The 24,277-nt window shown below is 52.9% G+C and carries 24 protein-coding genes; 20 read left to right on the forward strand and 4 right to left on the reverse strand.

Annotated features, from left to right (window positions below; all coding sequences use genetic code 11):
- Positions 1 to 374: 374 nt before the first annotated feature.
- The 14 genes from TH25_RS00765 (at position 375) to TH25_RS00830 (ending at position 14,098) form a co-directional block, all read left to right on the forward strand.
- On the forward strand, positions 375 to 1,205 hold the full coding sequence (locus tag TH25_RS00765; protein WP_114086519.1) for a pyruvate, water dikinase regulatory protein: 831 nt from the start codon (positions 375 to 377) through the stop codon (positions 1,203 to 1,205).
- Positions 1,202 to 1,798, forward strand: coding sequence for a Maf family protein (locus tag TH25_RS00770; protein ID WP_114086520.1), 597 nt, complete (start codon positions 1,202 to 1,204; stop codon positions 1,796 to 1,798). Before TH25_RS00765 ends, TH25_RS00770 begins: the two co-directional genes overlap by 4 nt.
- A gap of 32 nt (positions 1,799 to 1,830) precedes the next feature.
- Positions 1,831 to 2,709, forward strand: coding sequence for a shikimate dehydrogenase (locus TH25_RS00775; RefSeq protein ID WP_473243018.1), 879 nt, complete (start codon positions 1,831 to 1,833; stop codon positions 2,707 to 2,709).
- A 14-nt stretch (positions 2,710 to 2,723) separates the two neighbouring features.
- A complete protein-coding gene (coaE, locus tag TH25_RS00780; RefSeq protein ID WP_114086522.1) occupies positions 2,724 to 3,317 on the forward strand; it encodes a dephospho-CoA kinase in 594 nt (197 codons plus the stop codon).
- Positions 3,318 to 3,327: 10 nt separating this feature from the next.
- Entirely contained in the window at positions 3,328 to 4,023 is a 696-nt protein-coding gene (gene dnaQ / locus TH25_RS00785) for a DNA polymerase III subunit epsilon (RefSeq protein WP_114086523.1), read from the forward strand.
- 213 nt (positions 4,024 to 4,236) lie between these two features.
- Positions 4,237 to 4,941, forward strand: a complete 705-nt coding sequence (locus TH25_RS00790; RefSeq protein WP_147252960.1) for a substrate-binding periplasmic protein — start codon at positions 4,237 to 4,239, stop codon at positions 4,939 to 4,941.
- Positions 4,942 to 5,171: 230 nt separating this feature from the next.
- Positions 5,172 to 5,981 carry a (Fe-S)-binding protein gene (locus TH25_RS00795; RefSeq protein ID WP_114086525.1) on the forward strand — a complete coding sequence of 270 codons (810 nt, stop codon included), beginning with the start codon at positions 5,172 to 5,174 and terminating at the stop codon, positions 5,979 to 5,981.
- A 3-nt stretch (positions 5,982 to 5,984) separates the two neighbouring features.
- Positions 5,985 to 7,415 (forward strand): LutB/LldF family L-lactate oxidation iron-sulfur protein, encoded by a 1,431-nt coding sequence (locus TH25_RS00800; RefSeq protein WP_114086526.1) that lies wholly within the window; start codon positions 5,985 to 5,987, stop codon positions 7,413 to 7,415.
- Positions 7,416 to 7,431: 16 nt separating this feature from the next.
- Complete coding sequence (locus tag TH25_RS00805; protein WP_114086527.1) at positions 7,432 to 8,124, forward strand: LutC/YkgG family protein; 693 nt, start codon at positions 7,432 to 7,434, stop codon at positions 8,122 to 8,124.
- Between the two features lie 232 nt (positions 8,125 to 8,356).
- Positions 8,357 to 8,989, forward strand: a complete 633-nt coding sequence (locus TH25_RS00810; RefSeq protein WP_258548973.1) for a Smr/MutS family protein — start codon at positions 8,357 to 8,359, stop codon at positions 8,987 to 8,989.
- Positions 8,986 to 9,336 (forward strand): helix-turn-helix domain-containing protein, encoded by a 351-nt coding sequence (locus tag TH25_RS00815; RefSeq protein WP_114086529.1) that lies wholly within the window; start codon positions 8,986 to 8,988, stop codon positions 9,334 to 9,336. The genes TH25_RS00810 and TH25_RS00815 overlap by 4 nt, the downstream gene beginning before the upstream one ends.
- Before the next feature lie 245 nt (positions 9,337 to 9,581).
- Complete coding sequence (locus tag TH25_RS00820) at positions 9,582 to 11,639, forward strand: methyl-accepting chemotaxis protein (protein WP_114086530.1); 2,058 nt, start codon at positions 9,582 to 9,584, stop codon at positions 11,637 to 11,639.
- Positions 11,640 to 12,084: 445 nt separating this feature from the next.
- A complete protein-coding gene (gene rho, locus TH25_RS00825; protein WP_114086531.1) occupies positions 12,085 to 13,347 on the forward strand; it encodes a transcription termination factor Rho in 1,263 nt (420 codons plus the stop codon).
- Positions 13,348 to 13,519: 172 nt separating this feature from the next.
- Positions 13,520 to 14,098, forward strand: coding sequence for a GNAT family N-acetyltransferase (locus TH25_RS00830; protein ID WP_114086532.1), 579 nt, complete (start codon positions 13,520 to 13,522; stop codon positions 14,096 to 14,098).
- 109 nt (positions 14,099 to 14,207) lie between these two features.
- Here TH25_RS00830 and TH25_RS00835 read toward each other — a convergent pair whose 3' ends face one another.
- Positions 14,208 to 14,513: a hypothetical protein gene (locus TH25_RS00835; RefSeq protein WP_114086533.1), complete on the reverse strand. Its 306-nt coding sequence runs from the start codon at positions 14,511 to 14,513 to the stop codon at positions 14,208 to 14,210.
- Positions 14,514 to 14,640: 127 nt separating this feature from the next.
- On the opposite strand from TH25_RS00835, the gene TH25_RS00840 reads away from it, so the two are divergent.
- Positions 14,641 to 15,210, forward strand: a complete 570-nt coding sequence (locus tag TH25_RS00840) for an HD domain-containing protein (protein WP_258548974.1) — start codon at positions 14,641 to 14,643, stop codon at positions 15,208 to 15,210.
- Between the two features lie 152 nt (positions 15,211 to 15,362).
- Here TH25_RS00840 and TH25_RS00845 read toward each other — a convergent pair whose 3' ends face one another.
- Entirely contained in the window at positions 15,363 to 15,860 is a 498-nt protein-coding gene (locus TH25_RS00845) for a methylated-DNA--[protein]-cysteine S-methyltransferase (protein ID WP_114086535.1), read from the reverse strand.
- A gap of 90 nt (positions 15,861 to 15,950) precedes the next feature.
- A complete protein-coding gene (locus tag TH25_RS00850) occupies positions 15,951 to 16,622 on the reverse strand; it encodes an NADPH-dependent F420 reductase (RefSeq protein WP_114086536.1) in 672 nt (223 codons plus the stop codon).
- Positions 16,623 to 16,740: 118 nt separating this feature from the next.
- On the opposite strand from TH25_RS00850, the gene TH25_RS00855 reads away from it, so the two are divergent.
- Positions 16,741 to 17,685 carry a LysR family transcriptional regulator gene (locus TH25_RS00855; protein ID WP_114086537.1) on the forward strand — a complete coding sequence of 315 codons (945 nt, stop codon included), beginning with the start codon at positions 16,741 to 16,743 and terminating at the stop codon, positions 17,683 to 17,685.
- Here TH25_RS00855 and TH25_RS00860 read toward each other — a convergent pair whose 3' ends face one another.
- Entirely contained in the window at positions 17,686 to 19,728 is a 2,043-nt protein-coding gene (locus TH25_RS00860) for a thioredoxin domain-containing protein (protein WP_114086538.1), read from the reverse strand. It abuts the gene before it with no gap.
- A gap of 291 nt (positions 19,729 to 20,019) precedes the next feature.
- On the opposite strand from TH25_RS00860, the gene TH25_RS00865 reads away from it, so the two are divergent.
- The 4 genes from TH25_RS00865 (at position 20,020) to mnmG (ending at position 24,114) form a co-directional block, all read left to right on the forward strand.
- Positions 20,020 to 20,268 carry a DUF6489 family protein gene (locus TH25_RS00865; RefSeq protein ID WP_114086539.1) on the forward strand — a complete coding sequence of 83 codons (249 nt, stop codon included), beginning with the start codon at positions 20,020 to 20,022 and terminating at the stop codon, positions 20,266 to 20,268.
- Positions 20,269 to 20,379: 111 nt separating this feature from the next.
- On the forward strand, positions 20,380 to 20,604 hold the full coding sequence (locus TH25_RS00870; protein WP_309471276.1) for a (2Fe-2S) ferredoxin domain-containing protein: 225 nt from the start codon (positions 20,380 to 20,382) through the stop codon (positions 20,602 to 20,604).
- 90 nt (positions 20,605 to 20,694) lie between these two features.
- Positions 20,695 to 22,083, forward strand: coding sequence for a tRNA uridine-5-carboxymethylaminomethyl(34) synthesis GTPase MnmE (gene mnmE / locus TH25_RS00875; RefSeq protein WP_114086541.1), 1,389 nt, complete (start codon positions 20,695 to 20,697; stop codon positions 22,081 to 22,083).
- A 144-nt stretch (positions 22,084 to 22,227) separates the two neighbouring features.
- The gene (gene mnmG / locus TH25_RS00880) at positions 22,228 to 24,114 is read left to right on the forward strand and encodes a tRNA uridine-5-carboxymethylaminomethyl(34) synthesis enzyme MnmG (RefSeq protein WP_114086925.1); all 1,887 of its coding nucleotides are present in this window, start codon (positions 22,228 to 22,230) and stop codon (positions 24,112 to 24,114) included.
- The last annotated feature ends 163 nt before the right edge of the window (positions 24,115 to 24,277 follow it).

A 24,277-nucleotide genomic window follows, 5' to 3' on the forward strand; every position in this document is an offset into this window, starting at 1 on the left:
AATTTGGTTCACATCTTATCCACATTGCGACTCGGATAATTTGATCCGTCGCAATCAATCTTGGGGAAAACTGGGGACGACTCTGAACGACTCTCAGACTCTGCCTTGGGAAAAGGCGATTTTGAATAATGGGGATAACGGGGAATAAACTGGTTTTGTGCCCGTTATCCCTGCTATCACGGGAGAAATTTTTCGGTTATCCCGAATGGGACAATTGGTTTGAGCAATTTTGTAAAGGGCTTGGGATAAAATTCGTCTGATGAATTTTGCCGGAGTCGCACCCGTTATGCACATTTATCCACAGGCCCGACTCCGATTCAGGAAAAGTACCTTTTGAGACTGCGTAAAAAACAGGCATTCGCGATGGAGCAGATATGAACGACAAGACCAGCATTTTTCATCTGCACCTTGTGTCGGATTCAACCGGGGAAACCGTGGACGGGGTTGCGCGTGCCTGTGTTGCCCAGTTTCCCGATGTTCAGGCCCATGAACATGTATGGCCGCTGATCCGCACCGATGCCCAGCTTGCCCGTGTTCTGGCCGATATTGAACGTCATCCCGGCATTGTTCTTTATACGGTGTTTAACAGCGATATTCGCCGCAAGCTGGAAGAAGGGTGCCGGCGCATGCAGGTGCCGCACAGCCATGTGCTTGATACCACCATCACCATGATGGCCGGTTATCTGGGCCAGCAGTCGCACGGACGGATTGGTGCGCTGCATAAAATGGATGAAGATTATTTCAACCGGATCGAAGCAATTGATTACGCGCTTAGCCATGATGACGGGCAGGCAACCTGGGATCTGGAGGATGCCGATGTGGTAGTGGTTGGCGTATCGCGAACATCAAAAACACCGACATCGGTTTATCTGGCCAATCGCGGGATCAAAACAGCCAATATCCCCTTTGTGCCGGGATGTCCCTTGCCGCCGGAACTTGATCAGTTGAAAAAACCGTTGATTGTTGGCCTGATCAAGGATGTGGATCAGCTTGTTTCCATTCGGAAAAACCGGTTGCGCCAGATTGAACGCGGTGAAGGTGGCGATTATGTTGATCCGGTTGCGGTACGTGACGAGGTTTTTCAGGCCAGACGCTATTTTACGCAGCGTAATTGGAAAATTATCAATGTAACGCGCCGATCCATCGAAGAAACGGCAGCCATGATTATGGCGACCCTGAATGACCGCCGGGAGGAAAGTGAATGAACCGTCTTGTTTTGGCATCTGGCAGCAAGGCCCGATTAACGATGCTGCAAAATGCCGGCATTGATTGCGAAGCCGTGGCATCGATGATTGATGAGGATGGTTACAAGCAGGCGATGAAGGCCGAGGGGGCATCGGCAATGGAAGCTGCCGAAACCCTGGCGGAAATGAAGGCCCTGCGCATGTATCGCCAGCGCTCCGATGCCATTGTGATTGCGGCTGACCAGATGCTGGAATGTAACGGGATCTGGTTTGATAAACCCCGGAATCGGGACCAGACCCGTGCGCAGCTTCAGGCGTTGCGTGGTAAGCGTCATCAGCTTGTATCGGCGGCTGTGGTTTACAAGGAAGGGTCGCGCATTTGGGGCAAAATCGATACCGCCCATTTAACCATGCGCAATTTTAGTGATGACTGGCTGGAATGGTATCTTGACCAGGCTGGCGAGGAAATTTTTCATTGTGTCGGCGGCTATCAGTTGGAAGGGTTGGGCGCACAGCTTTTTACCGAGGTAAAAGGGGATTATTTTACCGTATTGGGCATGCCACTTTTGCCCCTGATCGGTTTTTTGCGTGATCATGGTGTTCTCAAGGCCTGATTGTTGTTCTGTATTTGCCCGACGGATTTATGATGGATTTTGACAATTCAAATAATATTCGCACTTTGTCTGGAACGTCGCGCCTGGCCGGGGTGATGGGCTGGCCGGTTGCCCATTCCAAATCGCCACGTTTACAGGGTTATTGGCTGGCAAAATATGGCGTTGATGGTAGCTATATGCCTTTGCCGGTTGCCCCGGAAAATTTTGTGTCTGCTGTTAAATCTTTGCGCGATCTGGACTTTGCCGGGGTGAATGTGACGATCCCGCATAAACAGGCTGTTTTTGATGTTTGTGATCAATTAAGCGATCGTGCGCAACACATTGGCGCGGTGAATACCGTGACATTTACAGATGACGGTAAAATACTGGGCGATAATACCGACGGATTTGGTTTTATCGAAAATTTGCGTCAAAACGCGCCGGAAATCGATTTTACTTGCGGGCCAGCCGTGATTTTGGGGGCAGGTGGGGCCTGTCGGGCGATTATTGTGTCACTGTTGGAGGAAAATTGCCCGGAAATTCGCCTGTTAAACCGCACAAAGGCCCGTGCTACGGCCCTGGCAGGTGAAATCAATGATCCGCGTATCAGGGTTATTGATTGGGAACAGGCCAATCATTGCCTTGATGATGCGGCATTACTCGTTAATACCACCAGCCTTGGTATGGTTGGGCAGCCGCCATTGGAAATTGACCTTGCCGGTTTGGCTGCGCAGGCAATTGTCACCGATATTGTATATGCACCGCTTAAAACCGGGCTTTTGACCCAGGCAGAAGCCCGTGGAAACCGGATTGTTGACGGGTTGGGCATGCTTTTGCATCAGGCCCGGCCAGGATTTCATCGCTGGTTTGGCATTGATCCGGCTGTTAGCGCTGAATTACGCGATTTCGTCTTGGGCGTATCGCAGGAATAATGGGATTTTCGTAAATGGAAATTCTCGGTCTTACCGGGTCCATCGGTATGGGCAAGTCAACGGCGGCGGGCATGTTCCGCCATCTTGGTGTGCCGGTTTATGATGCCGATGCAAATGCCCACAGCCTAACCCGACCGGATGGGTCGGCCTTTGCCGATATTGCCGCACTTTTTCCGGATGTGATTATGGATGGTAAAATTGACCGTCAATTATTGGGCGCCCGGGTTTTTGCTGATCAGACTGCGTTAAAGGCGCTGGAGGGCATTTTGCACCCTCTGATTCGTGCCGCACGAAATGATTTTATCCGCAATTGCCAGCGGGCGGGCTTTGCTCTGGTGGTTCTTGATATTCCTTTGCTGTTTGAAACCGACGGCCAAAAGCAGTGCGATTATGTTGCGGTGGTATCAGCCCCAGCCTTTATTCAACGGCAGCGGGTCCTGAAACGCCCGGGCATGACCTCGCAAAAATTTACCGAAATCCTTAAAAAACAAATGCCTGATCGGGAAAAACGGCGGAAGGCCGATTTTATTATTCCGACGGGTTTGGGACGTGCAGTGACATTTCGGGCAATTCAGTCCATTATCCGCCAACTGACACATCGGACATAACGGAACTGCCATGCGTGAAATTGTTCTTGATACGGAAACAACCGGTCTGGACCCCTATGCCGATCATCGGCTGGTTGAAATTGGCTGTATCGAGTTGGTCAATCACATGCCAACGGGCAATCAGTATCATCAATATATCAATCCGCAGCGGTCCATGCCCAAAGAAGCCTTTGATGTGCACGGGCTGGGCGATGAGTTTTTGGCAAAACAACCGGTTTTTGCCGAAGTTGTTGATGATTTTCTGGCATTTATTGGCGATGATTCCAAATTGGTGATCCATAATGCCGCGTTCGATATGAAGTTTTTGAATGCGGAACTGGGTTGGCTGAACAAACCGCTGATTGCCAATGACCGTGCCATCGATACAGTGCAAATGGCGCGCAAGAAATTTCCCGGATCACCTGTTAGCCTGGATGCCCTGTGCCGTCGTTTTAAAATCGACAATTCCAATCGTACCCTGCATGGCGCACTTTTGGACTCCGATTTGCTGGCCATGGTCTATCTGGAACTTCTGGGCGGGCGTCAACACGGGTTGGGCCTGGATTCCAGCCTGTCGGGTCAGTCTGAATTGGGTTCGGCCCATCGGGTGGTCAAATCGGCAAAACCGTATCGTGAACCGCGGCCCCATGCGGCAAAACCCGAAGAAATCGCACGTCATCAGGCCTATATTGCAGATAAAATAAAAGATGCTGTCTGGTTGAAATAGCACGCATCATGTCGGGGGGTGAGGGTGTTGGTCGGTCGAAAAAAACTGCGGGTTTTGGGCCTTAAGACAGGCTTGAATACTGGCATTGTATTGATATGTCTGTTTGTGTTTGCAAGGCAGGGATACGCCCAACAACAATTTGCAACATTGCCCGATGCGACCTTAACGGAACAGGTACCCCCGTATATTCTGCATCAGAGTTTTCCCCGTGATATGGAGGAAGGGCGCCCCGAACAGTTGTTTTTTGACGCGATGGCCCGGAACCTGTTTGAGGATGCCGGGCTTTCCTTTGTCGAGCAACCGCAACAACCCTGGAAACGGGCCTATCAGGAAACAATATATGGCCCGCGCCACGTTATTTATCCGACAACCCGTACAGAGGACCGTGAAGATAAACTGAAATGGGTTGGTCCCATCAGTCGCACATTCTGGAATTTATATAGTCGTAAAAATTCGGTTTGGGCGGGGCGCTCGCTTGCTGAAATTTTCAAATCTGCCCGGATCGGCGTAGCGATGGGCTCTGCCCGCGAGCATTATTTGCGCAAACGGGGTGCGCAAAACGTTGTTGCCTTTGCCCGGGATGAGCAGCTTTTTGCCATGTTAAATGCTGACCGGGTTGATGTTTTGGCAATGGGGGTCCCATCGATTGATTTTTTGACCCATAGTTCCGAACAGCCGGAAATAGATATTGGTCGGCTGACAAGCTACCGGGTGTGTTATTTGTATTTTGCCCTGAGTAAAGACAGTCCCGATACCGACATAACGGATTTGCAAAACAGTCTTGAACAATTTTATCGTGATGGACGTTTTTTGGCGATGCGCCGCAAATTTGACCTGAATGCAGACCCGGAAAGCAATTTTATCAAGGCCATTACAAACCCTGAAAACCGGAATGTCGGCTGCAAAGATATTGACTAGAATGTATTGATTATATCAATTTTGAAAAAATCATAGGAACCTGAACAGAATTTGCCATTTTAGTCCGGTTTTTTCTTCTTTGATTTCTGGAATGCTTTTCAGATCGTCCTGCATCAAAGGCTGGACCGCAGAATACAAAATTGGTAATACCAATTAGATATTTTTGGCAAAAGAGCAGACAGATCCCGCATATCATGCCTGCCAATGCGCCTATCAGAGAGGGAATCGGAATGTCTTTTGCGCCATCATCGGCATCGTCTGCGTCGTCACCATCATCCAAACCCCGTGTCGGTTTGTTTGTGACCTGCCTGGTTGACATGTTCCGCCCGACTGTTGGCTTTTCCGCGGTTAAATTGCTCGAAGAGGCAGGCTGCGTTGTTGATGTGCCGATGGAGCAGGTGTGCTGTGGTCAGCCAGCCTTTAATTCCGGCGATCTGGAATCGGCGCGCAAGGTGGCAAGGCCCCTGATTGCGATGTTTGAAAACCATGATTATGTGGTTGCCCCCAGCGGGTCCTGTGCGGGTATGATGATCAAACATTTTCCCGAACTGTTCGCCAATGACCTGGAACTGGCCGAACCGGTCAGGGCGCTGGCGGGCAAAACCTGGGAACTGGTGTCGTTTTTAACCGATGTGATGAAGCTTGATGGCGTTGCCGCTGCCTTTGAGGGCAGCATTACCTATCATGACAGTTGCTCGGGTTTGCGGGAGCTTAAGGTTAAGGAACAGCCGCGTAAATTGTTGCGTAGTGTGAAGGGTCTTGAGATCAGGGAATTGCAGGAACCTGAAACCTGCTGCGGGTTTGGCGGGACATTTTGCGTCAAATACCCGGAAATTTCCGGCAAAATGGTCGGCGATAAAACCACAGACATTAAAAATAGCGGTGCCGACATGCTGGTGGCTGGCGATATGGGGTGCCTTTTGAATATGGCAGGCAAGCTGCGCCGTGAAGGGTCGGACATGGAAGTGCGCCATGTTGCCGAGGTCCTGGCGGATATGACAATGGCGGCCCCGGGCATTGCCGGTTCGGAGAAGGGCTAAGTCATGGAACAGTCAACCTCGCCGAAATTCAAACAGAACGCCCATCACGCCCTGCATGATGCCAGCCTGCAGCGTGCCCTTGGCCGGCTTAAAACCGGTTTTAAGGACAAACGCCTTGCTGCCATTGCCGATATGCCGGAATTTGAACAGCTTCGTGATACGGCGCGTGACATTAAAAATCATACCCTGGCCAATCTGGACCATTATCTGACCGCCTTTGAAGCCAATGTTATTGCCAATGGCGGGCATGTGCACTGGTGCGCGGATGCCGAGGAAGCCCGGCAGACGGTTTTGAAGATTTGCCAGGATAAAAAGGCCAAATCGGTGTTAAAGGGCAAATCGATGATTTCGGAAGAAATCGGCCTGAATGCCTTTTTGGAAAAGCAGGATTTGAAGGTCGTGGAAACCGACCTTGGCGAATATATCATTCAGTTGCGCAATGAACCGCCCAGCCACATCATTGCCCCGGCCATTCATGTTCACAAGGAACAGGTGGCCGACAGTTTTCGGCAAACCCACAAGGGACGCGATATTAACCGCCCGCTTGATGAACCGCGCGATTTGCTTGATGAAGCCCGCGAAGTCATGCGCGAGCATTTTTTTGCCGCCGATGTTGGCATTACCGGGGCCAATTTCCTGATTGCGGAAACGGGAACCTCGGTGATTGTCACCAATGAAGGCAATGGCGACCTGACCCAGACCCTCTCGAAGGTGCACATTGCCATTGCCAGCCTGGAAAAAGTCGTGCCAACACTGGAGGATGCCTCCAGCATTTTGCGGGTGCTGGCACGTTCGGCAACCGGGCAGGAAATGTCGTCCTATACCACCTTTTCAACCGGGCCCAAGCGTGATGGCGACCTGGATGGACCGGAAGACTATCATGTTATTTTGCTTGATAATGGCCGGTCCAACATGCTGGGCACCGAATTTCAGGAAATGCTGCGCTGTATTCGCTGTGCCGCCTGTATGAATCATTGTCCGGTTTACGGGGCGGTGGGCGGCCATGCCTATGGCTGGGTCTATCCGGGGCCGATGGGATCGGTTTTGACACCATCGCTGATTGGCGTGGACGAAGCGGGGCATTTGCCCAATGCCTCGACCTTTTGCGGGAAATGCGAGGAAGTCTGCCCGATGCGCATTCCCCTGCCGAAAATGATGCGTCACTGGCGCGAACGCGAATTTGAAAAGCATCTGGGGCCGCAATCGATGCGGTTTGGCATTCGTTTATGGGCCTGGTTTGCCAGCCGACCGGCACTGTATGGCAAGGCGACCGGGCTGGCAGCGCGAATTTTAAAGTCAATTGGCGGACGCAAGCAGAAGATTGGCAAATTGCCATTGGCCAGCGGTTGGACAGACATTCGCGATTTGCCAGCACCGCAGGGCAAAACCTTCAAACAGCTTTGGGCGGAACAGCAAGCCGCGAAAAAAGCCTGACGCCGGAGCAGATTTTATGAACCAGTCATCATCATCTTCGCGCAATGCCATTTTGGGCCGTATTCGCAAAAATCTGGGTCGGGGGAGTGGCCCGCGGGATGCCCCGGCCGAAGTAGTCGCGAGGCTTGCCAACCCGCCGCGCAATATCATGCCTGCGCGCGCGCAGATTGATCATGATGCCCAGCTTGATCTTTTTGTTTCTATGGCAAAGGGCGTTGCCGCCAGCGTAACACGCCTTGAAAATATGGATGGGGTACCGGCCGAAATATCGCGTTATCTGGCTGAACATAACCAGCCTGCTGTTGTGCGACTGGCGCCGGACGCCGCAATTACCGGTTTGGACTGGGCCAAAACCACACTGGAAATTTCAAGCGGGGTTGCCGGGCCGCACGATATGGTCAGTGTCACATCGGCCTTTGCCGGGGTGGCCGAAACCGGCAGTTTGATGCTGCGTTCCGGGCCGGATCAGCCCTATACGCTGAATATGCTGCCCGATACCCATATTGTGGTGGTCAAAACCAGCCAGGTTGTCGGTACTTACGAGGAAGTCTGGAGTTTGCAGCGCCAGGATCAGGGCCGGGGTACCATGCCGCGAACCTTTTTGTGGGTGACAGGCCCGTCGCGCACTGGGGATATTGAACAAACGATACAGTTAGGCGCGCATGGCCCACGTCGATTGCATATTGTTCTGGTCAATGACGAAACCTGAGGCGATTTAAAGATCAAGTGCCATGATGATGCCGGATGATTGGCAAATCAGATCGAAAAAACAGTTTGAAAAACCGGCGGCAGCGATCGCCGGTTTTTGCTATTTGGCATGATGAGGCCGGTTTTGATCAAATTTCACCGGTTTTACCCGTTTCTGACCGATGCAATTTTTAAACATTCCGGCTATATGTTAGCCGATGACAGATCGCAAGAACCATCGCCGACGCCGAAATGTGACTGAATCGGAAAAAGCCCTGTGGGAGGCTTTTACCCGTGATGTCGTGCCCTTGCGCGCGCGCCGCAAAGCATTGCGGGATCACGACGATGCCGATTTGGAAGATGAACTGGCAAAGAGCGCCAACCAGCCTGCCGGGGATACGGCAATTTCACCCACGGCGTCATTGGGGGACGAACTTGCCCGCTCCGAAGCCAACCGGCTGGCGCGGAACCTGCCGTCCGCCCGCGATGCGGATCGCACGGCAACTCCGAAAAATGCCGGTCTTCAGGAAATTAAAACCGGCAATATGGCCGGTATTGACCGTTCGACGGCGGATCGGTTCAAAAAGGGCCGTATGCCCATTGAAGGCCGGATCGATTTGCATGGCATGACCCAGGATGTGGCGCACCGGGCGCTGAACAGTTTTATCGAAGCGGCCTGGCGCAGTGATAAACGCTGTGTGCTGGTGATTACCGGCAAGGGCAGCCGGGCCGATGAATATGGCCGTACCGGTCTTTTGCGCCAGCGATTGCCACAATGGCTTAGCGCGCCACGGTTACGCCCGCATATTTTGGCGGTAAGCCAGGCACAAATCGGTCACGGTGGGGCCGGGGCCTTTTATGTTTTGTTGAAACGGAGACGTGTGTGACCCCTTTTGGCAATCGCATTCGCGAATTGCGGACGCGCCAGAATGTAACGCTAACCGAAATGGCCAATGCGCTGCAGCTTTCGCCTGCCTATCTTTCGGCGCTGGAGCATGGTCATCGTGGTCGTCCCAGCCCTGGTCTGGTGCAGCAGATTTGCGGCTATTTTAATCTGATCTGGGATGAGGTGGATGAAATCAAACGCCTTGCCCAGCTTTCCCATCCCAAAATTACCGTTGATACGGCGGGTCTTGAACCCGAGGCGACGGAATTGGCCAATTTGCTGGCCGAGCGTATTGCCGGGTTAAGTGATGATCAGCTTGCGCGTATGCTCATGATCATTCGCGAATAATCAGGTTAATCAGGTTCCAGGACGGTTAAATTCCGATTTGGATATATGGGGCGGATGGTCAATGACACATCCTTGAAGTGTAGATCCTGCATTACAATATCCCTAATTGCACCTGAGAATGGTGCCAGATCAAATACGTGGAATTTTTACAATACTATTATCGTCGCAATTGGCATTGGTTTCCGATGTCAGGAGCGACGGTATTTGTTTGTCCGTTTGATGATGATTTTTTCCAGGGAATAAAGATGTTTAGCGACATTCGGATTGGGGTGAAACTTGCCATTTCTTTGGTGCCACCCGTCATTGCACTGGTTGTGTTATCACTGTTTGTGATTGGCGCGCGTTACCAGGAAATGAACGAGTTAAGCAAGATTCGTGGCCTGGCTTCGCTGGCCGGGGAAATCGGGGAAACGGTTCACGAATTGCAAAAAGAACGTGGCGCATCGGCCGGGTTTATTGGCTCGGGCGGAAAAGAATTTGGCGCTCAGCTTCAGGAGCAACGCACCCTTTCAGACCAGAAAATCACCGCCCTGAATGATGCGCTTTCCGGTTTCGACATGGATCGTTATGATTTGGAACTGCAATCAAAGATCATGGCTTTTACCCGCCAGGTCGACCAGATTGGCAAAACACGCATTGCGGTTGATGCTCTTGATCTCAAGGTGCCTGATGTCGTTGGTTTTTATACCGGTATCATCACAAGCATGCTGGGGACTGTTAATGAAGCCGCCCAGCTTAGTAATGATCCCGAAATTCTGCGTTTCATCGCGTCTTACAATAATTTCATGCAGGCCAAGGAACGTGCCGGGCTGGAACGTGCGACCGGCGCGGTTGGCTTTGGTATGGGGAAATTTGAACCGGCCCTGTATCGCCGCTTTATAGAATTGATCACCTTGCAGGATGGCTATCTGTCGGTTTTCAAGGAATTTGCCAATCCGGATCTGACAAATTTTTATAATCAGACGATGGCTGATCCGGCGGTTAAAAAGGTCGCCGATTTACGCGCGATTGCCCTGAATTATCCGGTTACGGGCACAACAAATGATGTTGCCGGTTCGGACTGGTTTGCCACGATTACCCAGAAGATCAATCTGTATAAGACGGTCGAGGATTATATTGCCGCTCAGCTTGTGCTGCGGGCAGATAACAAGTTTTCCACGGCACAGATCTTCTTTTTCGCCACACTGGCGGGTCTTTTTATCGTTATTGCGCTTGCCTGCGGACTGGTTTTTGCGGTTGGACGCAGCGTTACAAATCCGATCCGGGATATGACCTCCTGTATGACAGCCCTGGCTGATGGCAATTTCAGCCAGAATATTGGCGGCCAGGATCGCGGGGATGAAGTTGGCGATATGGCCCGTTCGGTCGAAGTTTTCCGGCAAAATCTTGAGGAAAATCGCAATATTGTCCGTCAACGCGAGGCCGATCAGCGGGCGCGGGACGCGCACGCCGAACGCATTGAAAAACTGACCAATGCTTTTCGGGGCAATGTGGATAGCCTGCTTGACCGGGTTGCGCGCGCAAGTGACGATTTGCAGGGCACCTCGATGACAATGAATGATGCGGTTTTACAAAGTCGTGACCGGGCCATCGAGGTTGCCAGCAATGCCGAGGAAGCGTCGGGCAATGTGTCGACGGTTTCTGCTGCAACCGAGGAGTTGGCAAATTCGATCCTTGAAATTTCCCGGCAGATCGAAGCGGCCTCCAGTGCGGCGTCCGAAGCAGCCAAGGATGCGCGTGATGCGGATGGCATTGCCAATACACTAAGAGAGGCGACAGGCCGCATTGGAGAAGTCATTGGTTTGATTGGGGATATTGCCAATCAGACGAACCTTCTTGCATTGAATGCGACGATTGAGGCCGCCCGTGCCGGCGAGGCAGGCAAGGGTTTTGCCGTGGTTGCGGGCGAGGTTAAAAATCTTGCCAGTCAGACGTCAAAAGCCACGGATGAAATTAGTGGTCATATCAACAGTTTGCAAGCTGCGACGGACCAGGCCATCGGGGCCTTTGGCCGTATTGGATCACGGATCGAGGAACTTGATACAACATCTGCTTCCCTCTCGGCAGCGGTCAACGAGCAACAGGCGGCCACATCGGAAATTGCCGTGAATGTTGAGCGTGCCGCAAGTGGCACGGGGGAAGTCTCGCGCAATATTGCCGATGTCAGTGCCGCCACCGAACAGGCTGATCAGGCGGTACAGAACCTGATGAAGGCCTGTGAAAGTGTCACGGGTGTATCGACCGATCTGCGTACCGAGATCGAGGACTTTCTTAAATCGGTTGCGGAAGACAAGGCCGTTTGATTGCCTTGTGCACCATCGGAGATTTGATAGCGGGACGGGCATGTGTCCTGTCCCGCTGTCAGCCTGAGCGGTATGATCCACCGTTGATGTGTGAATGTGCGACTTGCTGGTTAAACCTGTTGCGGGATTAAAACCGGATATATTGACGGATATGCGGCCAGTTTTGTTGCAATGGGGTTGAAATTTTCCGTCAATGTGACCTCAATCACATTGATAGCGCCTGTTGGGGTCAAACCGGTTTGACTAATTGCCAGATCGGCGTTATCTGTTCCTCATGTCTCGTCACGTTCTGGACGAAGCATCCCTACCTTAAGCAATCAGCGGTTTTATTGTTGGTCTTTCTATGTCGTATTTCAAATGCGGCTTGGAACACCATACGCAAATATCGCCCTTCCATTCTGATCTATTCGCCCTTTCCGGCAATTACAAATCATCATACGCAGACATGCATCTCCAGGAACTGAAACTTAAATCCCCGACCGAGCTTTTGGCCCTGTCTGAGGAACTCGAAATTGAAAACGCCAGCACCTTGCGCAAGCAGGAGCTGATGTTTGCCATTCTCAAGCAGCTTGCAGAAAACGACCATGCCATTTACGGCGAAGGCGTTCTGGAAGTGCTGCCGGACGGTTTCGGCTTTTTGCGCAGCCCGGAAGCCAACTATCTGGCGGGCCCGGATGATATTTATGTCTCGCCAAGCCAGGTGCGCCGGTTTGGCCTGCGTACCGGCGATACGGTGGAAGGCCAAATTCGTTCTCCCAAGGAAGGGGAACGTTATTTTGCCCTGCTGAAGGTCGACAAGGTTAATTTTGATGTGCCGGAAAAGGTCCGTCATCGTATCAACTTTGACAACCTGACACCGCTCTATCCTGACCAGTCCCTGAAAATGGAACGTCATCTGGATCAGGAAGGCAACAAGGACATCACCAACCGGGTGATCGAACTTGTTTCGCCACTGGGTAAAGGTCAACGTGCCCTGATCGTCGCGCCGCCGCGCACCGGTAAAACCGTGATGCTGCAAAATATCGCGCATGCGATCGAGGAAAATCATCCGGAAGCCTATCTGATCGTTCTTCTGATCGACGAACGCCCGGAAGAAGTGACCGATATGGACCGTTCGGTGAAGGGCGAGGTGATTAGCTCGACCTTTGACGAACCGGCACAGCGCCACGTCCAGGTCACCGAAATGGTGCTGGAAAAGGCCAAACGTTTGGTCGAACACAAGCATGATGTTGTCATCCTGCTCGATTCGATCACCCGTCTGGCGCGGGCATACAACACCGTGGTTCCAAGCTCGGGCAAGGTTTTGACCGGTGGTGTCGATGCAAATGCCCTGCAGCGCCCCAAACGGTTCTTTGGTGCGGCGCGTAACATCGAAGAAGGCGGGTCGCTGACCATCATTGCAACCGCGCTGATTGATACCGGTTCACGTATGGATGAAGTCATCTTTGAAGAATTCAAAGGTACGGGGAACTCCGAACTTATCCTGGATCGTAAACTGGCTGATAAACGTATCTTCCCGGCAATCGATATTCTTAAATCGGGGACCCGTAAGGAAGAACTGCTGGTGGGCAAAAACGAGCTGTCGAAAATGTGGGTGCTGCGCCGTATCCTCAACCCGATGGGCCCGCAGGATGCGATGGAATTCCTGCTGGGCAAGCTCAAGACCACCAAAAACAACGACGATTTCTTCGATTCCATGAATGGCTGATCGCCGTTTCATCCGGTAATCGACCTGTCATTGAAAACCCCCGGCTTTGTCGGGGGTTTTTTCTTGGCCGGGGAAAAGACAAATCGCTTTAAATCAGTGTGATCTACTTCGCTTGAAGGGGAACGGGGACCTGCCTACATAGCGTAAAGTATCAATAACATATTGTTTTAAAATGAAAATTACGCTTCCTTCAAAGCCGGTTCAAACAAGTCGTCTTCTGCTCCGTCCTTTTATGGCGTGCGATTTTGAGCAATATGCTGCCTATCATGCTCTGCCATCGGTTTATCGTTATCTTTATGCCTCGCCACCGGTTGGCAAGGCGTTGCACGAACAGTTCTCTGCAATTCTGAACGCATCATTTGAAACTGAAAATGATGTGTTCCGGCTGGCCGTAATTCGGCAGGATGATGATGCTTTGATCGGCGAGGTTTTGCTGAAGATTGCCAGTCTTGGCGCCCTTCAGGCCGAAATCGGCTATATTTTCAATCCCGATTATGAAGGCTATGGTTATGCGACCGAGGCGGTTTCGGCGATGATCGATCTGGGTTTTGATCATTTTGGCTTTCACCGCATTTTTGCCCGTCTGGACCCGCAAAATGTCGGATCGGTCGGGATTGTTGAACGGCTGGGGTTGCGCTGCGAAGCGCATCTGATCGAAAACGACCGCTTTAATGGCGTCTGGGGGGATGAGTATATTTATGCGATTCGCGCAGTCGAATGGCAGGCGCGCCGTCTTGTTCATGCGCGATAGGCCAGGTGCAGGGACACGCGCCATCCCCTAAAGCGATGTGTCTTTTCGATTTTGATGCGTGACGCAAAATGTTTCACGGGAAACATTCCGGCCACTTGCAAACGATGTTTTAGCCCAGGCGAAGGGTGATGTCGGCCTGATGGCCCGAGATGGCCTGATATTCTATCTCTGCCAGGCCCGGTTCTACCTCCAGCTTGCCATTTTCCAGCGAAATTCCGATATGCCAGCTGCCATAATGCAGGGTGATGGCGAGACGATCGGACGTGTCGATGCGACAGGTTTGCCGTGTACCAGGGGCGAGATGGCGGGGAGGTGGGGTTTGCCAGCCCTCTTGCGGGGCCAGGCTGGTGAGATGCAGGGGCGTTGTCGCATGCCTGTTTTCCAGCGTCAGCATTAAGGTCATGGGGGATGACATGGAGGTTCTCCGGGTTTTTGTATTTGCTTATCCGGCCTTTATGTGGGGCGTGCGAAATTCAATGTCGAGAGACGATCAGTGCTTGCAGCGATTTTAAAGTCGTGGGAGGCTGAGGCCAGTATTCACGATGTCCGACAGGAAGATGCAGCTTCTTTTAAAATCCGTTGATTTCGCCGCCCGTGCCCATCGCGATCAGCGCCGCAAAGGTCCGGCCCAGGAACCCTATATCAACCATCCGGTCGAGGTCGCCCGCCTGATTGTGGAATGCCAGCCTGATACGTCGGAAGATGTGCTCTGTGCCGCCATTTTGCATGATGTGATCGAGGATTGCGGGGCGACCCACGCGGAAATCGCGGCCTGTTTTAACGAAAATATCGCCAATATCGTTCTGGAAGTTAGCGATGACAAGGCACTGCCGCGCGACGAGCGCAAGGCCAAACAGATCGAAATGGCACCGCATTTAAGCGAGAGCGCAAAACTGGTACGCCTGGCTGATAAAATTGCCAATGTTGGTGCCATGCTGACTGATACGCCGATTGGCTGGGATCGGGCACAGATTTTAGGGTATGTTGACTGGGCCGAAGCGGTTGTTGCCCCGTGCCGGACGGTTTGTGACGGCCTGAGCGACCGCTTTGATGCCATCTCGCGCGATGTCAGGGCGTGGCATGACAGCAAAATGCAGCCAGCAGAAGGCTGATTTTATCTGCTATCGCGGCGATCATGTGCATCCGCAAGATATAATGGATTTTTACTTAGATATTCTCGTTTGATCCAAGAACGGGAATTATCGGCAAAATAGATACACTAAAAGGCTCATTAGCATCCGGTTTGGCGCTTTTCCCGGCTGTTTTATAGATTGAAGGTATCCTGCCTTTGGTCTTGGCCGGGGTTGTAAAGATCAACGCCTTCGAGCCTTAACAGCATTTCCTTGGTTTCCAGCCCGCCATCGCCGGAATAGCCACCGGGCTTGCCGCCGGTTGCTAGAACCCGATGGCAGGGGATCAGGATGGGAATCGGGTTTTTGCCACATGCCATGCCCACGGCACGAAACCCCTTGGGGGACCCGGCAGCGCGGGCCAGTTCCTGATAGGTGGCTGTTTGTCCCAGCGGAATGTCACGGATTGCGGCCCATACGGCAGCCTGAAAGGTGGTACCACCTGGCGCGAGGGGCAGGTCAAAGCGGTGCAGTTTTTTGGCGAAATAGGCGTTGATCTGTGCCTTGGCCTCGTTCAGTACCGGGCTGGTTTCCATTTCTTCGACAAAACCCCAGTCCAGCGAGACAATCTGGTCGTCAAATTCAAAAATGGTCAGCGCACCAACCGGGCTGTTGATTGAAATCTGGGGCATGGTGCTTTTCCAATGTGGCAAAGGGGACAAAGGTATTGTTGTCCCGTTATGCGGCGTTTTTCCCCGGGACTGCAAGTGTTTTGCGATGGCTTACGGCAGCTTGACGCCTCCTGGATGGAGCGTATCGCGATCAGTCTTGTCCAATATGGTTTTCAGTTCTGGCAGGGTCATTGGCACGCAATAGGCCGGTGTGCCGCGTTCAAATCGCCAGCTTTCCTCAAGACTGCCGGTATCAAGCGCATCAAAGCCAAATTCTTCTGTCAGTTGAAGGGCGGTGTTGCGGGCAAGGGGATCATTTGCCGCAATCGGAAGGGCCCGGCGGCCTGGTGTGTGGGCCGGTTTGCCATCCCTTTCAAAGTCGGACATTTTAATGGCGTTAAACGCCTTGGCGATACGCACAATGTTGCCTGCTGAGCTGAGATGGGCGGCAAGAAGGCCTGTGGTGGTTGCCTGTTTTTGGTCAAGTGCTTCAATTCTGCCATCGCGTTCCGGAGCGTAATTGCCGGTATCAATCACAATTTTGTCCGCCAGAGCGCGTGCCGGGAGAGACGGATAGGCATGATAGGGAATGGCAATGACCACGACATCGCCAAATTCAATGGCATCTTCGCGCGTGCCAGGGGCGCAACCAAGGTCCGCTGCCAGGGTTGAGAGTGTATTAATAGAGCGCGAATTGCTGATCATGACCTGATGGCCTGATTTTATCGCGTGCTTTGCCACGGCACGGCCAACATCGCCTGCACCAATGATCCCGATTTTCATTTTTGCTCCTTCAAACGGGTTTGTTCTGTGGCAGGATTTTAATTCAACCTAAATTGGCGAAAAATGGTTGGCTTGAAGGTATACTCAACACTATTGGTAGGGAATAGGCGGGGAAAAGATGGATCGTTTAACCAGCATGGCGGTTTTTGTCCGCGTTGTTGAGCTTGGATCTTTTGCCGCTGCGGCAAAGGATTTGGGCCTTTCGCCGCAAATGGTGGCCAAGCATGTTGTTCATCTTGAAAATCGGGTCGGGGCAACATTGCTGCATCGTACAACGCGGCGTCAAAGCCTGACGGATCTGGGCCGTGCTTATTTTGATCAATGCAAACGGGTTATTGCCGAAGCCGACATGGCCGATGCCCTGGCCGATGAGGTTCGTACCCAGCCAAGTGGTCGTTTGCGTGTGGCGGCACCCGTGACGTTTGGGACAAGCCAATTAGCCCCGTTTATCACGGCTTATTTGCACGATTTTCCCAATATACAGATTGATTTGATCTTAAATGATCGAATTGTTGATCCGCTTGAGGAGGGAGTGGATGTGGTGATCAGGATCGGGGCGCTTGAAGATAGCCGTTTGATTGGCAAGCCATTAGCACCCTATCGGCTTATCGCCTGTGCTGCGCCGGATTATCTGGCACGGCACGGAACACCAAAAGTTCCGCAGGATCTGATTGCGCATAATTGTTTGGGATTTGCCTATTGGTCGCCATCTCTGTGTTGCCAGTGGACATTTTCCAATCGCGACCGTCTTGAAACGGTGAATGTCACCGGCACGTTTCGCAGCAATAACTGGGCGGCATTATTGTCGGCCGCGATTGGCGGGGCAGGGATAACACTGGGCCCTGAAATTGCTTTGCACGAAGCCCTGGCATCTGGCCGTTTAGTGCAGGTATTACCTGATTATCAGGGGCCGGAACGCCCCTTATATGTGCTTTATCCTGCCAATCGGCGGCCAACAGCCAAAATGCGCCACTTCATCGCGGCAATGAAAGACGCATTTGGCCCCAATCCCGCGCGGGATGCCCTGCCTGATGTGCAGGTGCCTGATGATGCGCTGGCGTGATCAGGCTGGTTTTTCATCAAGGCGGGAAAGCAATTTGACCAACTCCTCGGGTGATGTGACGGGGGCGGAGCAAACCGGCCCCTGACAGACATACGCCGTGGCCTTGCCATCGATACGGGTTTTACCAAAGGCAGGATGGCTTTCGGGCAGGGTGTTGTCGCCTGGCAGGATTGTCATTGCCCGGTTGGGCAGATAGGCGGCAAATACCGCCCTGCGCATGTCATATAAATCGGGACTGCCCATAGGCGCCAATATCACGATCTGGAGCGGATTTTGCAGCATTTCCGCCCCCAGCAGCAGGCTTGGCATGGCCGGAAACTGGTCGCGCAGGCGCCCGGCAAAGCAGGCAATGGTGGTTTCGGCACGGGTTTGATAGTGCGTGTTGCCCGTCAGGCTGTATAGCTTGGCCAGGTTTTGCACCATGATGCCATTGCCTGATGCTACCGCCCCATCGGTAATGGGCTTGCTGCGCACGACAAGATCGCTGCTATTGATTGCGGATTGGAAATATCCGCCCAGGCGCGGGTCTGAGAACTGCATTTCAACTTGTTCGGCCCAGTTTTCAGCATCGCGCAGATAGGACATTGAACCCGAAATTTCAAACAGGCGCAGGGCCGCGCGGATCATATGCGCATAATCTTCCAGCATACCGGCATGCTGGGAGCGCCCGGCACGATAGCTGTGCAGCAATTTGTCGTCCTGGCCCAGATTGCGCTTGATGAAATTATAGGCCAGGCGGGCATAATCCAGCCATTCCGGATGACGAAACACCATTGCCGCATCGCACAGGGCGGCGATGGTCATGGCGTTCCAGTCGGTCAGGACTTTGTCATCCCAGCCCGGGCGGACCCGTTTATCCCGTTTTGCCAGCAAAATTTGGCGCATATCGGCCAGGGAGGCCTCGGTTTCATCATCGGCAAGGGACAAACCGGACTGTGTGCGGTTCGGGATATTGTGGCCTTCCCAGTTGCCGGCCGCCGATATGTCGTAATAGCGGGCAAACAGGGGGGCATCACTGGTCAGGGTTTTTTCGATCTCTGACTGGTCCCAAACGTAAAAACGGCCTTCTTCGCCCTCGCTATCAGCATCCAGGCTGGCGGCAAAGGCCCCGCCCGCAACCCGCATTTCGCGCAAAATCCAGTTAATTGTTTCCTCGACCCGTTGGCGATAAAGCGGGTTTTTGGTGACACGCCAGGCATCGGTCAAAAGGTCGATCAGCTGGGCGTTGTCATACAGCATCTTTTCAAAATGCGGGACAAGCCATTGGTCATCCACGCTGTAGCGGGCAAAACCGCCGCCCAGATGGTCGTAAATACCGCCTTGCGACATGCGATCGAGGGTCAGCTTCACAGCGTTTTCCAGGGCCGCGTTATGGGTGCGCATGGCACAACGCCATAAAAAGGAGAGCAGGGCAGGCTGGGGAAATTTCGGTGCGCCCTGGGTACCGCCATTTTGCAAATCCATCATTTGCAGGCAGCTTTTGCCAAATTCATCGATGGTTTCAGGCAGGGGTATATCGCCGCTTTTGGTATTGTTCAGGCGCAACAGCGCAGTGTTGATCTGCTTGACGTTATGGGCGACGTTATCGGGCTCGTTGTTATAGATTTTGGCAATGGACTGCAAAACATCGCCAAAGCCGGGCCGACCATATTTGGCCTGTTTGGGGAAATAGGTCCCTCCCCAGAAGGGTTCGCCTTTGGGGGTTAAAAACATGGTAAGCGGCCAGCCCCCCTGTTGTCCCAGCAGGGCCAGGGCATTTTGATACAGGGCATCCAGATCGGGGCGTTCTTCGCGGTCCAGTTTGATATTGATGAACAACTCGTTCATCAGACCGGCAATGTCGTCATCCTCGAAACTTTCATGCGCCATGACATGGCACCAGTGACAGGCGGCATAGCCGACCGAGAGTAAAATCGGCTTGTTGGCCTGTTGGGCGGCGGCAAGAACATCCGGGGACCAGGGCTGCCAGTGGACCGGATTTGTCTGGTGTTGCAAAAGATAGGGGCTGGTTTCCTGCCCCAGATTGTTGCGTCCAAGATCCATAAGAGCGTGCTGTCCCAAGCTGTTTTGATTGCGTTTCGCGTTCCTGTCGTCTGCGGCATTAATCGAGCCGTGCGGGGACGAAAGGGGTAAATTCGCAAATTCTTATCTTCACAAAATAGGGTGAAAACTATTGAAAAGAAAGGGAAATGCTTTGTCTGATTGCCATGAAGTGCAAATGGGATGAAAATGACAGCCGTGACAAAGCCGTTAATGCGTGGAAAATGGTGCGGCTTTCAGACTTTAGTCATGGTCTATGCCATACCATAAAATAATCAGCGAGGAGGTCTGGCGATGAAAATTTCAGTCGATATCGATTGCACACCCGAAGAGTTGCGCACATTTTTCGGTTTACCGGATGTGCAGCCCATGCAGCAGGCTTTGATGAAGGATATTGAAGATCGCATGAAGGCCAATTTGCAGGCGATGGACCCGGAAACAATGTTGAAAACCTGGTTGCCGCAGGGCATGCAGAACTGGGAACAGATGCAAAAGGCATTCTGGAACCAGTTCAATAATGGCGGCACGATGAAAAAGGATTGATTGCGGGTGACGATGTCAGAGCATTTTTACCAGTCGCATGTATTTGTGTGTCAAAACGAGCGTCCAGACGGGCACCCGCGGGGCTGTTGTCAGGCTAAAGGTGCCACGCGCTTGCGCAATTATATGAAGGTGCGGGTCAAGGAACTGGGTCTTCCTGCAACGCGGATCAATACAGCAGGGTGCCTTGATCGCTGCGAATTGGGGCCGGTGATGGTGATTTACCCGCAGGGAACCTGGTATCGTTATGAGAGCCAGGATGATATTGAAGAAATTCTTCAGACTCATTTGATAGAAGGCAAAATTGTCGAAAGGTTGCAATTGCAGCCGGATCAATAAAACGGCTGTTATAGCAGCCCGATCAGTAAAACAGCCCCGGCCGCCCATTGGCGGCCCTTTTTACACTGCCAGAAGAACGGATTTAAGGTTTTGTACGGCCATTCTGATACCATTTTTGCTCTGTCTAGCGGTGCCGGTCGCGCCGGTGTTGCGGTTATTCGCCTGTCTGGCCCGCGTTCGCTGCCGGTTTTATGTGCGCTTCTGGGCCGCGAAAACCCGCCCAAGCCGCGTGTTGCGGTATATGCGCCCATTGCCGACCCGCAAAATGGCGAACGGCTGGATGATGCCATTGCCCTGTATTTTCAGGCACCGGCAAGCTTTACCGGCGAAGATGTGGTTGAACTGCATGTGCATGGTGGCCGGGCGGTGATTGAAGGGGTACTGGAATGTCTGGGCCGTCAGCCTGGTTTGCGCCTGGCTGAACCGGGGGAATATAGCCGACGCGCCTTTCAGAATGGCAAAATGGATTTGACCGAGGCCGAAGGCATCGCCGATTTGATTGATGCCGAAACCGCTGCCCAGCGCCGCCAGGCCGTGCGCCAGATGGCCGGGGAACTCGGCCGGTTATACGAGGATTGGCGATTACGGCTGATGCGCGCTTTGGCGCATATTGAAGCCGATATTGATTTTCCCGATGAAGATTTGCCCGAAGGCATCGTTGCCGTCTTGCGAAATGATTTGCAGCATATTGGCAATGAGATTGGCGGGCATCTGGCCGATAACCGGCGCGGTGAAAGGCTGCGTGAAGGGTTTCAGATTGTTATTCTGGGCGCGCCAAATGCGGGCAAGTCCAGCCTGTTAAACCGTTTGGCGCGGCGCGATGCGGCAATTGTTTCCGACATTGCAGGCACAACGCGTGATACAATTGAAATCCATCTCGATCTGGGCGGTTTTCCGGTGACAATGGTCGATACGGCCGGGCTTCGCGAGTCTGGTGATGCCATTGAGACCGAGGGGGTGCGCCGTGCAGCAGAACGGGCCGAAAATGCCGACCTTAAACTGGTAGTGATTGACCGGATCGACTGGCCCCGGATTGACGGCGAAGCAAAACGCCTGATCGACCAAAATACCCTGATTTTGGTGAACAAGGCTGACCTGGGGGAAGATGATGTTTTGTCTCGTACAGGCGAAACATCCACTTGGTCTTGGCAGGACGGGCAGGGTAACGCGGTCGAGCTACCGGTTTTGGCCATATCGGCTATGACGGGGGCCGGGATGGAAAGCCTCTTGCAACTGCTCGAAACTCGCGTAAAAGAGGGGCTCGATTTTGCCGGGCCGGTTCCGTTAACACGAATGCGCCATCGCCATGCACTGGAAAATGCCCTGGGGCATTTGCAGCGCGGTTTGGCGACAGACATTGCAGAGCTGGCTGCCGAAGATATTAGATTGGCGGTTCGGGAAATCGGCAAGATTACCGGTCGCGTTGATGTTGAAGATTTGCTCGACATCATTTTTGGCGATTTCTGTATCGGAAAATAGGCTCAATCAAATGTGTTTCACGTGAAACATTTTGCCTTCCGATAACGGATTTATATCTGACTAAACGAAACATATATGCGGTCTTTGGATAATTATTGCCGGGGATTTGCACCTTTCAACGCCTGTAAGGGGCATGAGGAACTGATGTCACAGAACCGTTTTGATGTGATTGTTGTCGGGGGTGGACATGCCGGCAGTGAAGCTGCTGCTGCGGCGGCCCGCATGGGCGCACAGACTGCCCTGATTACCCACCGTGCGGACAGAATCGGCGAAATGTCCTGTAACCCGGCCATTGGTGGTTTGGGTAAGGGACATATGGTGCGCGAGGTCGATGCACTTGATGGTGTGATGGGCCGGGCGATTGACCGCGCGGGTATTCAGTTTCGTATGCTTAACCGCTCCAAGGGACCGGCCGTGCGCGGGCCACGCGCCCAGGCGGACCGCAAGCTGTATCGTCAGGCGGTGCAGGATATCCTGGCAGAACAGGAAAACCTGTCGGTCATTGAAGCGGCGGTGGAAGACCTGATCATTGATGAAAACAATCGTGTTGGCGGGATCATCACCGGTGAGGGGGTTCGTTATACCGCTGGTGCCGTGGTGTTGACCACCGGGACGTTTTTACGCGGTGTTATTCATATTGGCGAAGAAACAATGGCCGCAGGCCGGATGGGCGATGCCCCGTCGATGGGGCTGTCGGAAACGCTGGGGAAATATGAGTTTGCCCTGGAAAGGTTAAAAACCGGAACGCCCGCCCGGTTGGATGGCCGTACCATCGAATGGCATCGCCTGGTTGAGCAGCCGGGGGATAACCCGCCGGACCCGTTTTCGTTCCTGAATGATACAATTACCGTTCCGCAGATCTCGTGCTATATGACGCACACGACGGACGAAACGCATAAAATCATCCGCGATAATTTGCATCGCGCGCCGATGTATAGCGGCCAGATCAGCAGCAGCGGCCCGCGTTATTGCCCGTCGATCGAGGATAAGGTGGTGCGGTTTGCCGATAAATCCGAACACCAGATTTTCCTTGAGCCGGAAGGGCTGGATGATCATACCGTCTATCCGAACGGGATTTCGACATCCTTGCCCAAGGATGTGCAGTTGGCCTTGCTGGCAACCATTCCCGGATTGGAACGGGTGGAAATTTTCCGTCCCGGTTATGCAGTTGAATATGATTTTGTTGATCCGCGAGAGCTGCGTCATACACTGGAAACCAAAAAAATCGCCGGTTTGTTTTTTGCCGGGCAGATCAATGGTACCACCGGCTATGAAGAAGCCGCCGGGCAGGGCCTGATTGCCGGGGTCAACGCCGCCCTGGTGGTGGATGGTGGCGCGCGTCAGTTTGTGCTGGACCGGGCGGATGCCTATATCGGTGTTATGATCGATGATCTGGTCACGCAGGGAACGCGCGAGCCGTATCGTATGTTTACTTCACGCGCTGAATATCGGTTGATGCTGCGGTCGGATAATGCTGACCAGCGTTTGACGGAACGGGGCCTGGCAATCGGGTGTGTTGGGTCATATCGCCGGGATATGTGGGGGGCAAAACGCGATGCGCTGCTGGCGGCAAAAACACGCATCGGTGATCTTGCGGAAACACCCAATCAGCTGATCAAACATGGTATTCGTGTCAACCAGGATGGGGTTCGGCGCAGTGCTTTTGACTTGCTGGCCTATCCCGACATCTCGTTTGACCAGTTGGTTCAGGTCTGGCCCGATCTGGCCGATATTGCACCTGCCATTCGCGAGCAGCTTGCCATCGATGCGCAATATAAGGGCTATCTTGACCGTCAGGCCGCAGATGTTGCCGCTTTCCGCCGTGACGAGGAACTGCGTTTGCCGCGGAACCTTGATTATGATCAGGTAGGGGGCCTTTCAACGGAAATCCGTTTGAAGTTACAGCAAATCATGCCGGAAACAATTGGTGCCGCATCGCGTATTCCCGGTGTAACACCCGCTGCGATTACCGCCCTTTTGGGGCATATCCGGTCGCACCGCCATCAGGCAATTAACCGCAAGACCGCTTAAGTCGGGTTTTGTTTTGCACTGTCGCGCTGTGTTTAATGGTATGATGCTCTAATCTTACTCTGTTGATCAGAGGTTTTTGCGAAGCTTAATAAAGGCCACCCGTGTTTCACGTGAAACATTGGTGGCCTTTTTTTGATAAAATTTTCCCAATTCGCCTAAAAAG

It is taken from the genome of Thalassospira profundimaris (assembly GCF_003326755.1).
Lineage (GTDB): Bacteria > Pseudomonadota > Alphaproteobacteria > Rhodospirillales > Thalassospiraceae > Thalassospira > Thalassospira profundimaris_B.

Coding starts and splice junctions, on each gene's coding strand:
- TH25_RS00775 (WP_473243018.1), top strand. CDS start 1,831: ATGGATTTTGACAATTCAAATAATATTCGCACTTTGTCTGGAACGTCG.
- TH25_RS00795 (WP_114086525.1), top strand. CDS start 5,172: ATGTCTTTTGCGCCATCATCGGCATCGTCTGCGTCGTCACCATCATCC.
- TH25_RS00850 (WP_114086536.1), bottom strand. CDS start 16,622: ATGAAAATCGGGATCATTGGTGCAGGCGATGTTGGCCGTGCCGTGGCA.
- TH25_RS00845 (WP_114086535.1), bottom strand. CDS start 15,860: ATGCCCCAGATTTCAATCAACAGCCCGGTTGGTGCGCTGACCATTTTT.
- TH25_RS00765 (WP_114086519.1), top strand. CDS start 375: ATGAACGACAAGACCAGCATTTTTCATCTGCACCTTGTGTCGGATTCA.
- TH25_RS00800 (WP_114086526.1), top strand. CDS start 5,985: ATGGAACAGTCAACCTCGCCGAAATTCAAACAGAACGCCCATCACGCC.
- TH25_RS00805 (WP_114086527.1), top strand. CDS start 7,432: ATGAACCAGTCATCATCATCTTCGCGCAATGCCATTTTGGGCCGTATT.
- TH25_RS00855 (WP_114086537.1), top strand. CDS start 16,741: ATGGATCGTTTAACCAGCATGGCGGTTTTTGTCCGCGTTGTTGAGCTT.
- TH25_RS00830 (WP_114086532.1), top strand. CDS start 13,520: ATGAAAATTACGCTTCCTTCAAAGCCGGTTCAAACAAGTCGTCTTCTG.
- dnaQ (WP_114086523.1), top strand. CDS start 3,328: ATGCGTGAAATTGTTCTTGATACGGAAACAACCGGTCTGGACCCCTAT.
- coaE (WP_114086522.1), top strand. CDS start 2,724: ATGGAAATTCTCGGTCTTACCGGGTCCATCGGTATGGGCAAGTCAACG.
- TH25_RS00820 (WP_114086530.1), top strand. CDS start 9,582: ATGTTTAGCGACATTCGGATTGGGGTGAAACTTGCCATTTCTTTGGTG.
- rho (WP_114086531.1), top strand. CDS start 12,085: ATGCATCTCCAGGAACTGAAACTTAAATCCCCGACCGAGCTTTTGGCC.
- TH25_RS00835 (WP_114086533.1), bottom strand. CDS start 14,513: ATGTCATCCCCCATGACCTTAATGCTGACGCTGGAAAACAGGCATGCG.
- TH25_RS00790 (WP_147252960.1), top strand. CDS start 4,237: ATGGAGGAAGGGCGCCCCGAACAGTTGTTTTTTGACGCGATGGCCCGG.
- TH25_RS00860 (WP_114086538.1), bottom strand. CDS start 19,728: ATGGATCTTGGACGCAACAATCTGGGGCAGGAAACCAGCCCCTATCTT.
- TH25_RS00865 (WP_114086539.1), top strand. CDS start 20,020: ATGAAAATTTCAGTCGATATCGATTGCACACCCGAAGAGTTGCGCACA.
- TH25_RS00770 (WP_114086520.1), top strand. CDS start 1,202: ATGAACCGTCTTGTTTTGGCATCTGGCAGCAAGGCCCGATTAACGATG.
- mnmG (WP_114086925.1), top strand. CDS start 22,228: ATGTCACAGAACCGTTTTGATGTGATTGTTGTCGGGGGTGGACATGCC.
- TH25_RS00840 (WP_258548974.1), top strand. CDS start 14,641: ATGTCCGACAGGAAGATGCAGCTTCTTTTAAAATCCGTTGATTTCGCC.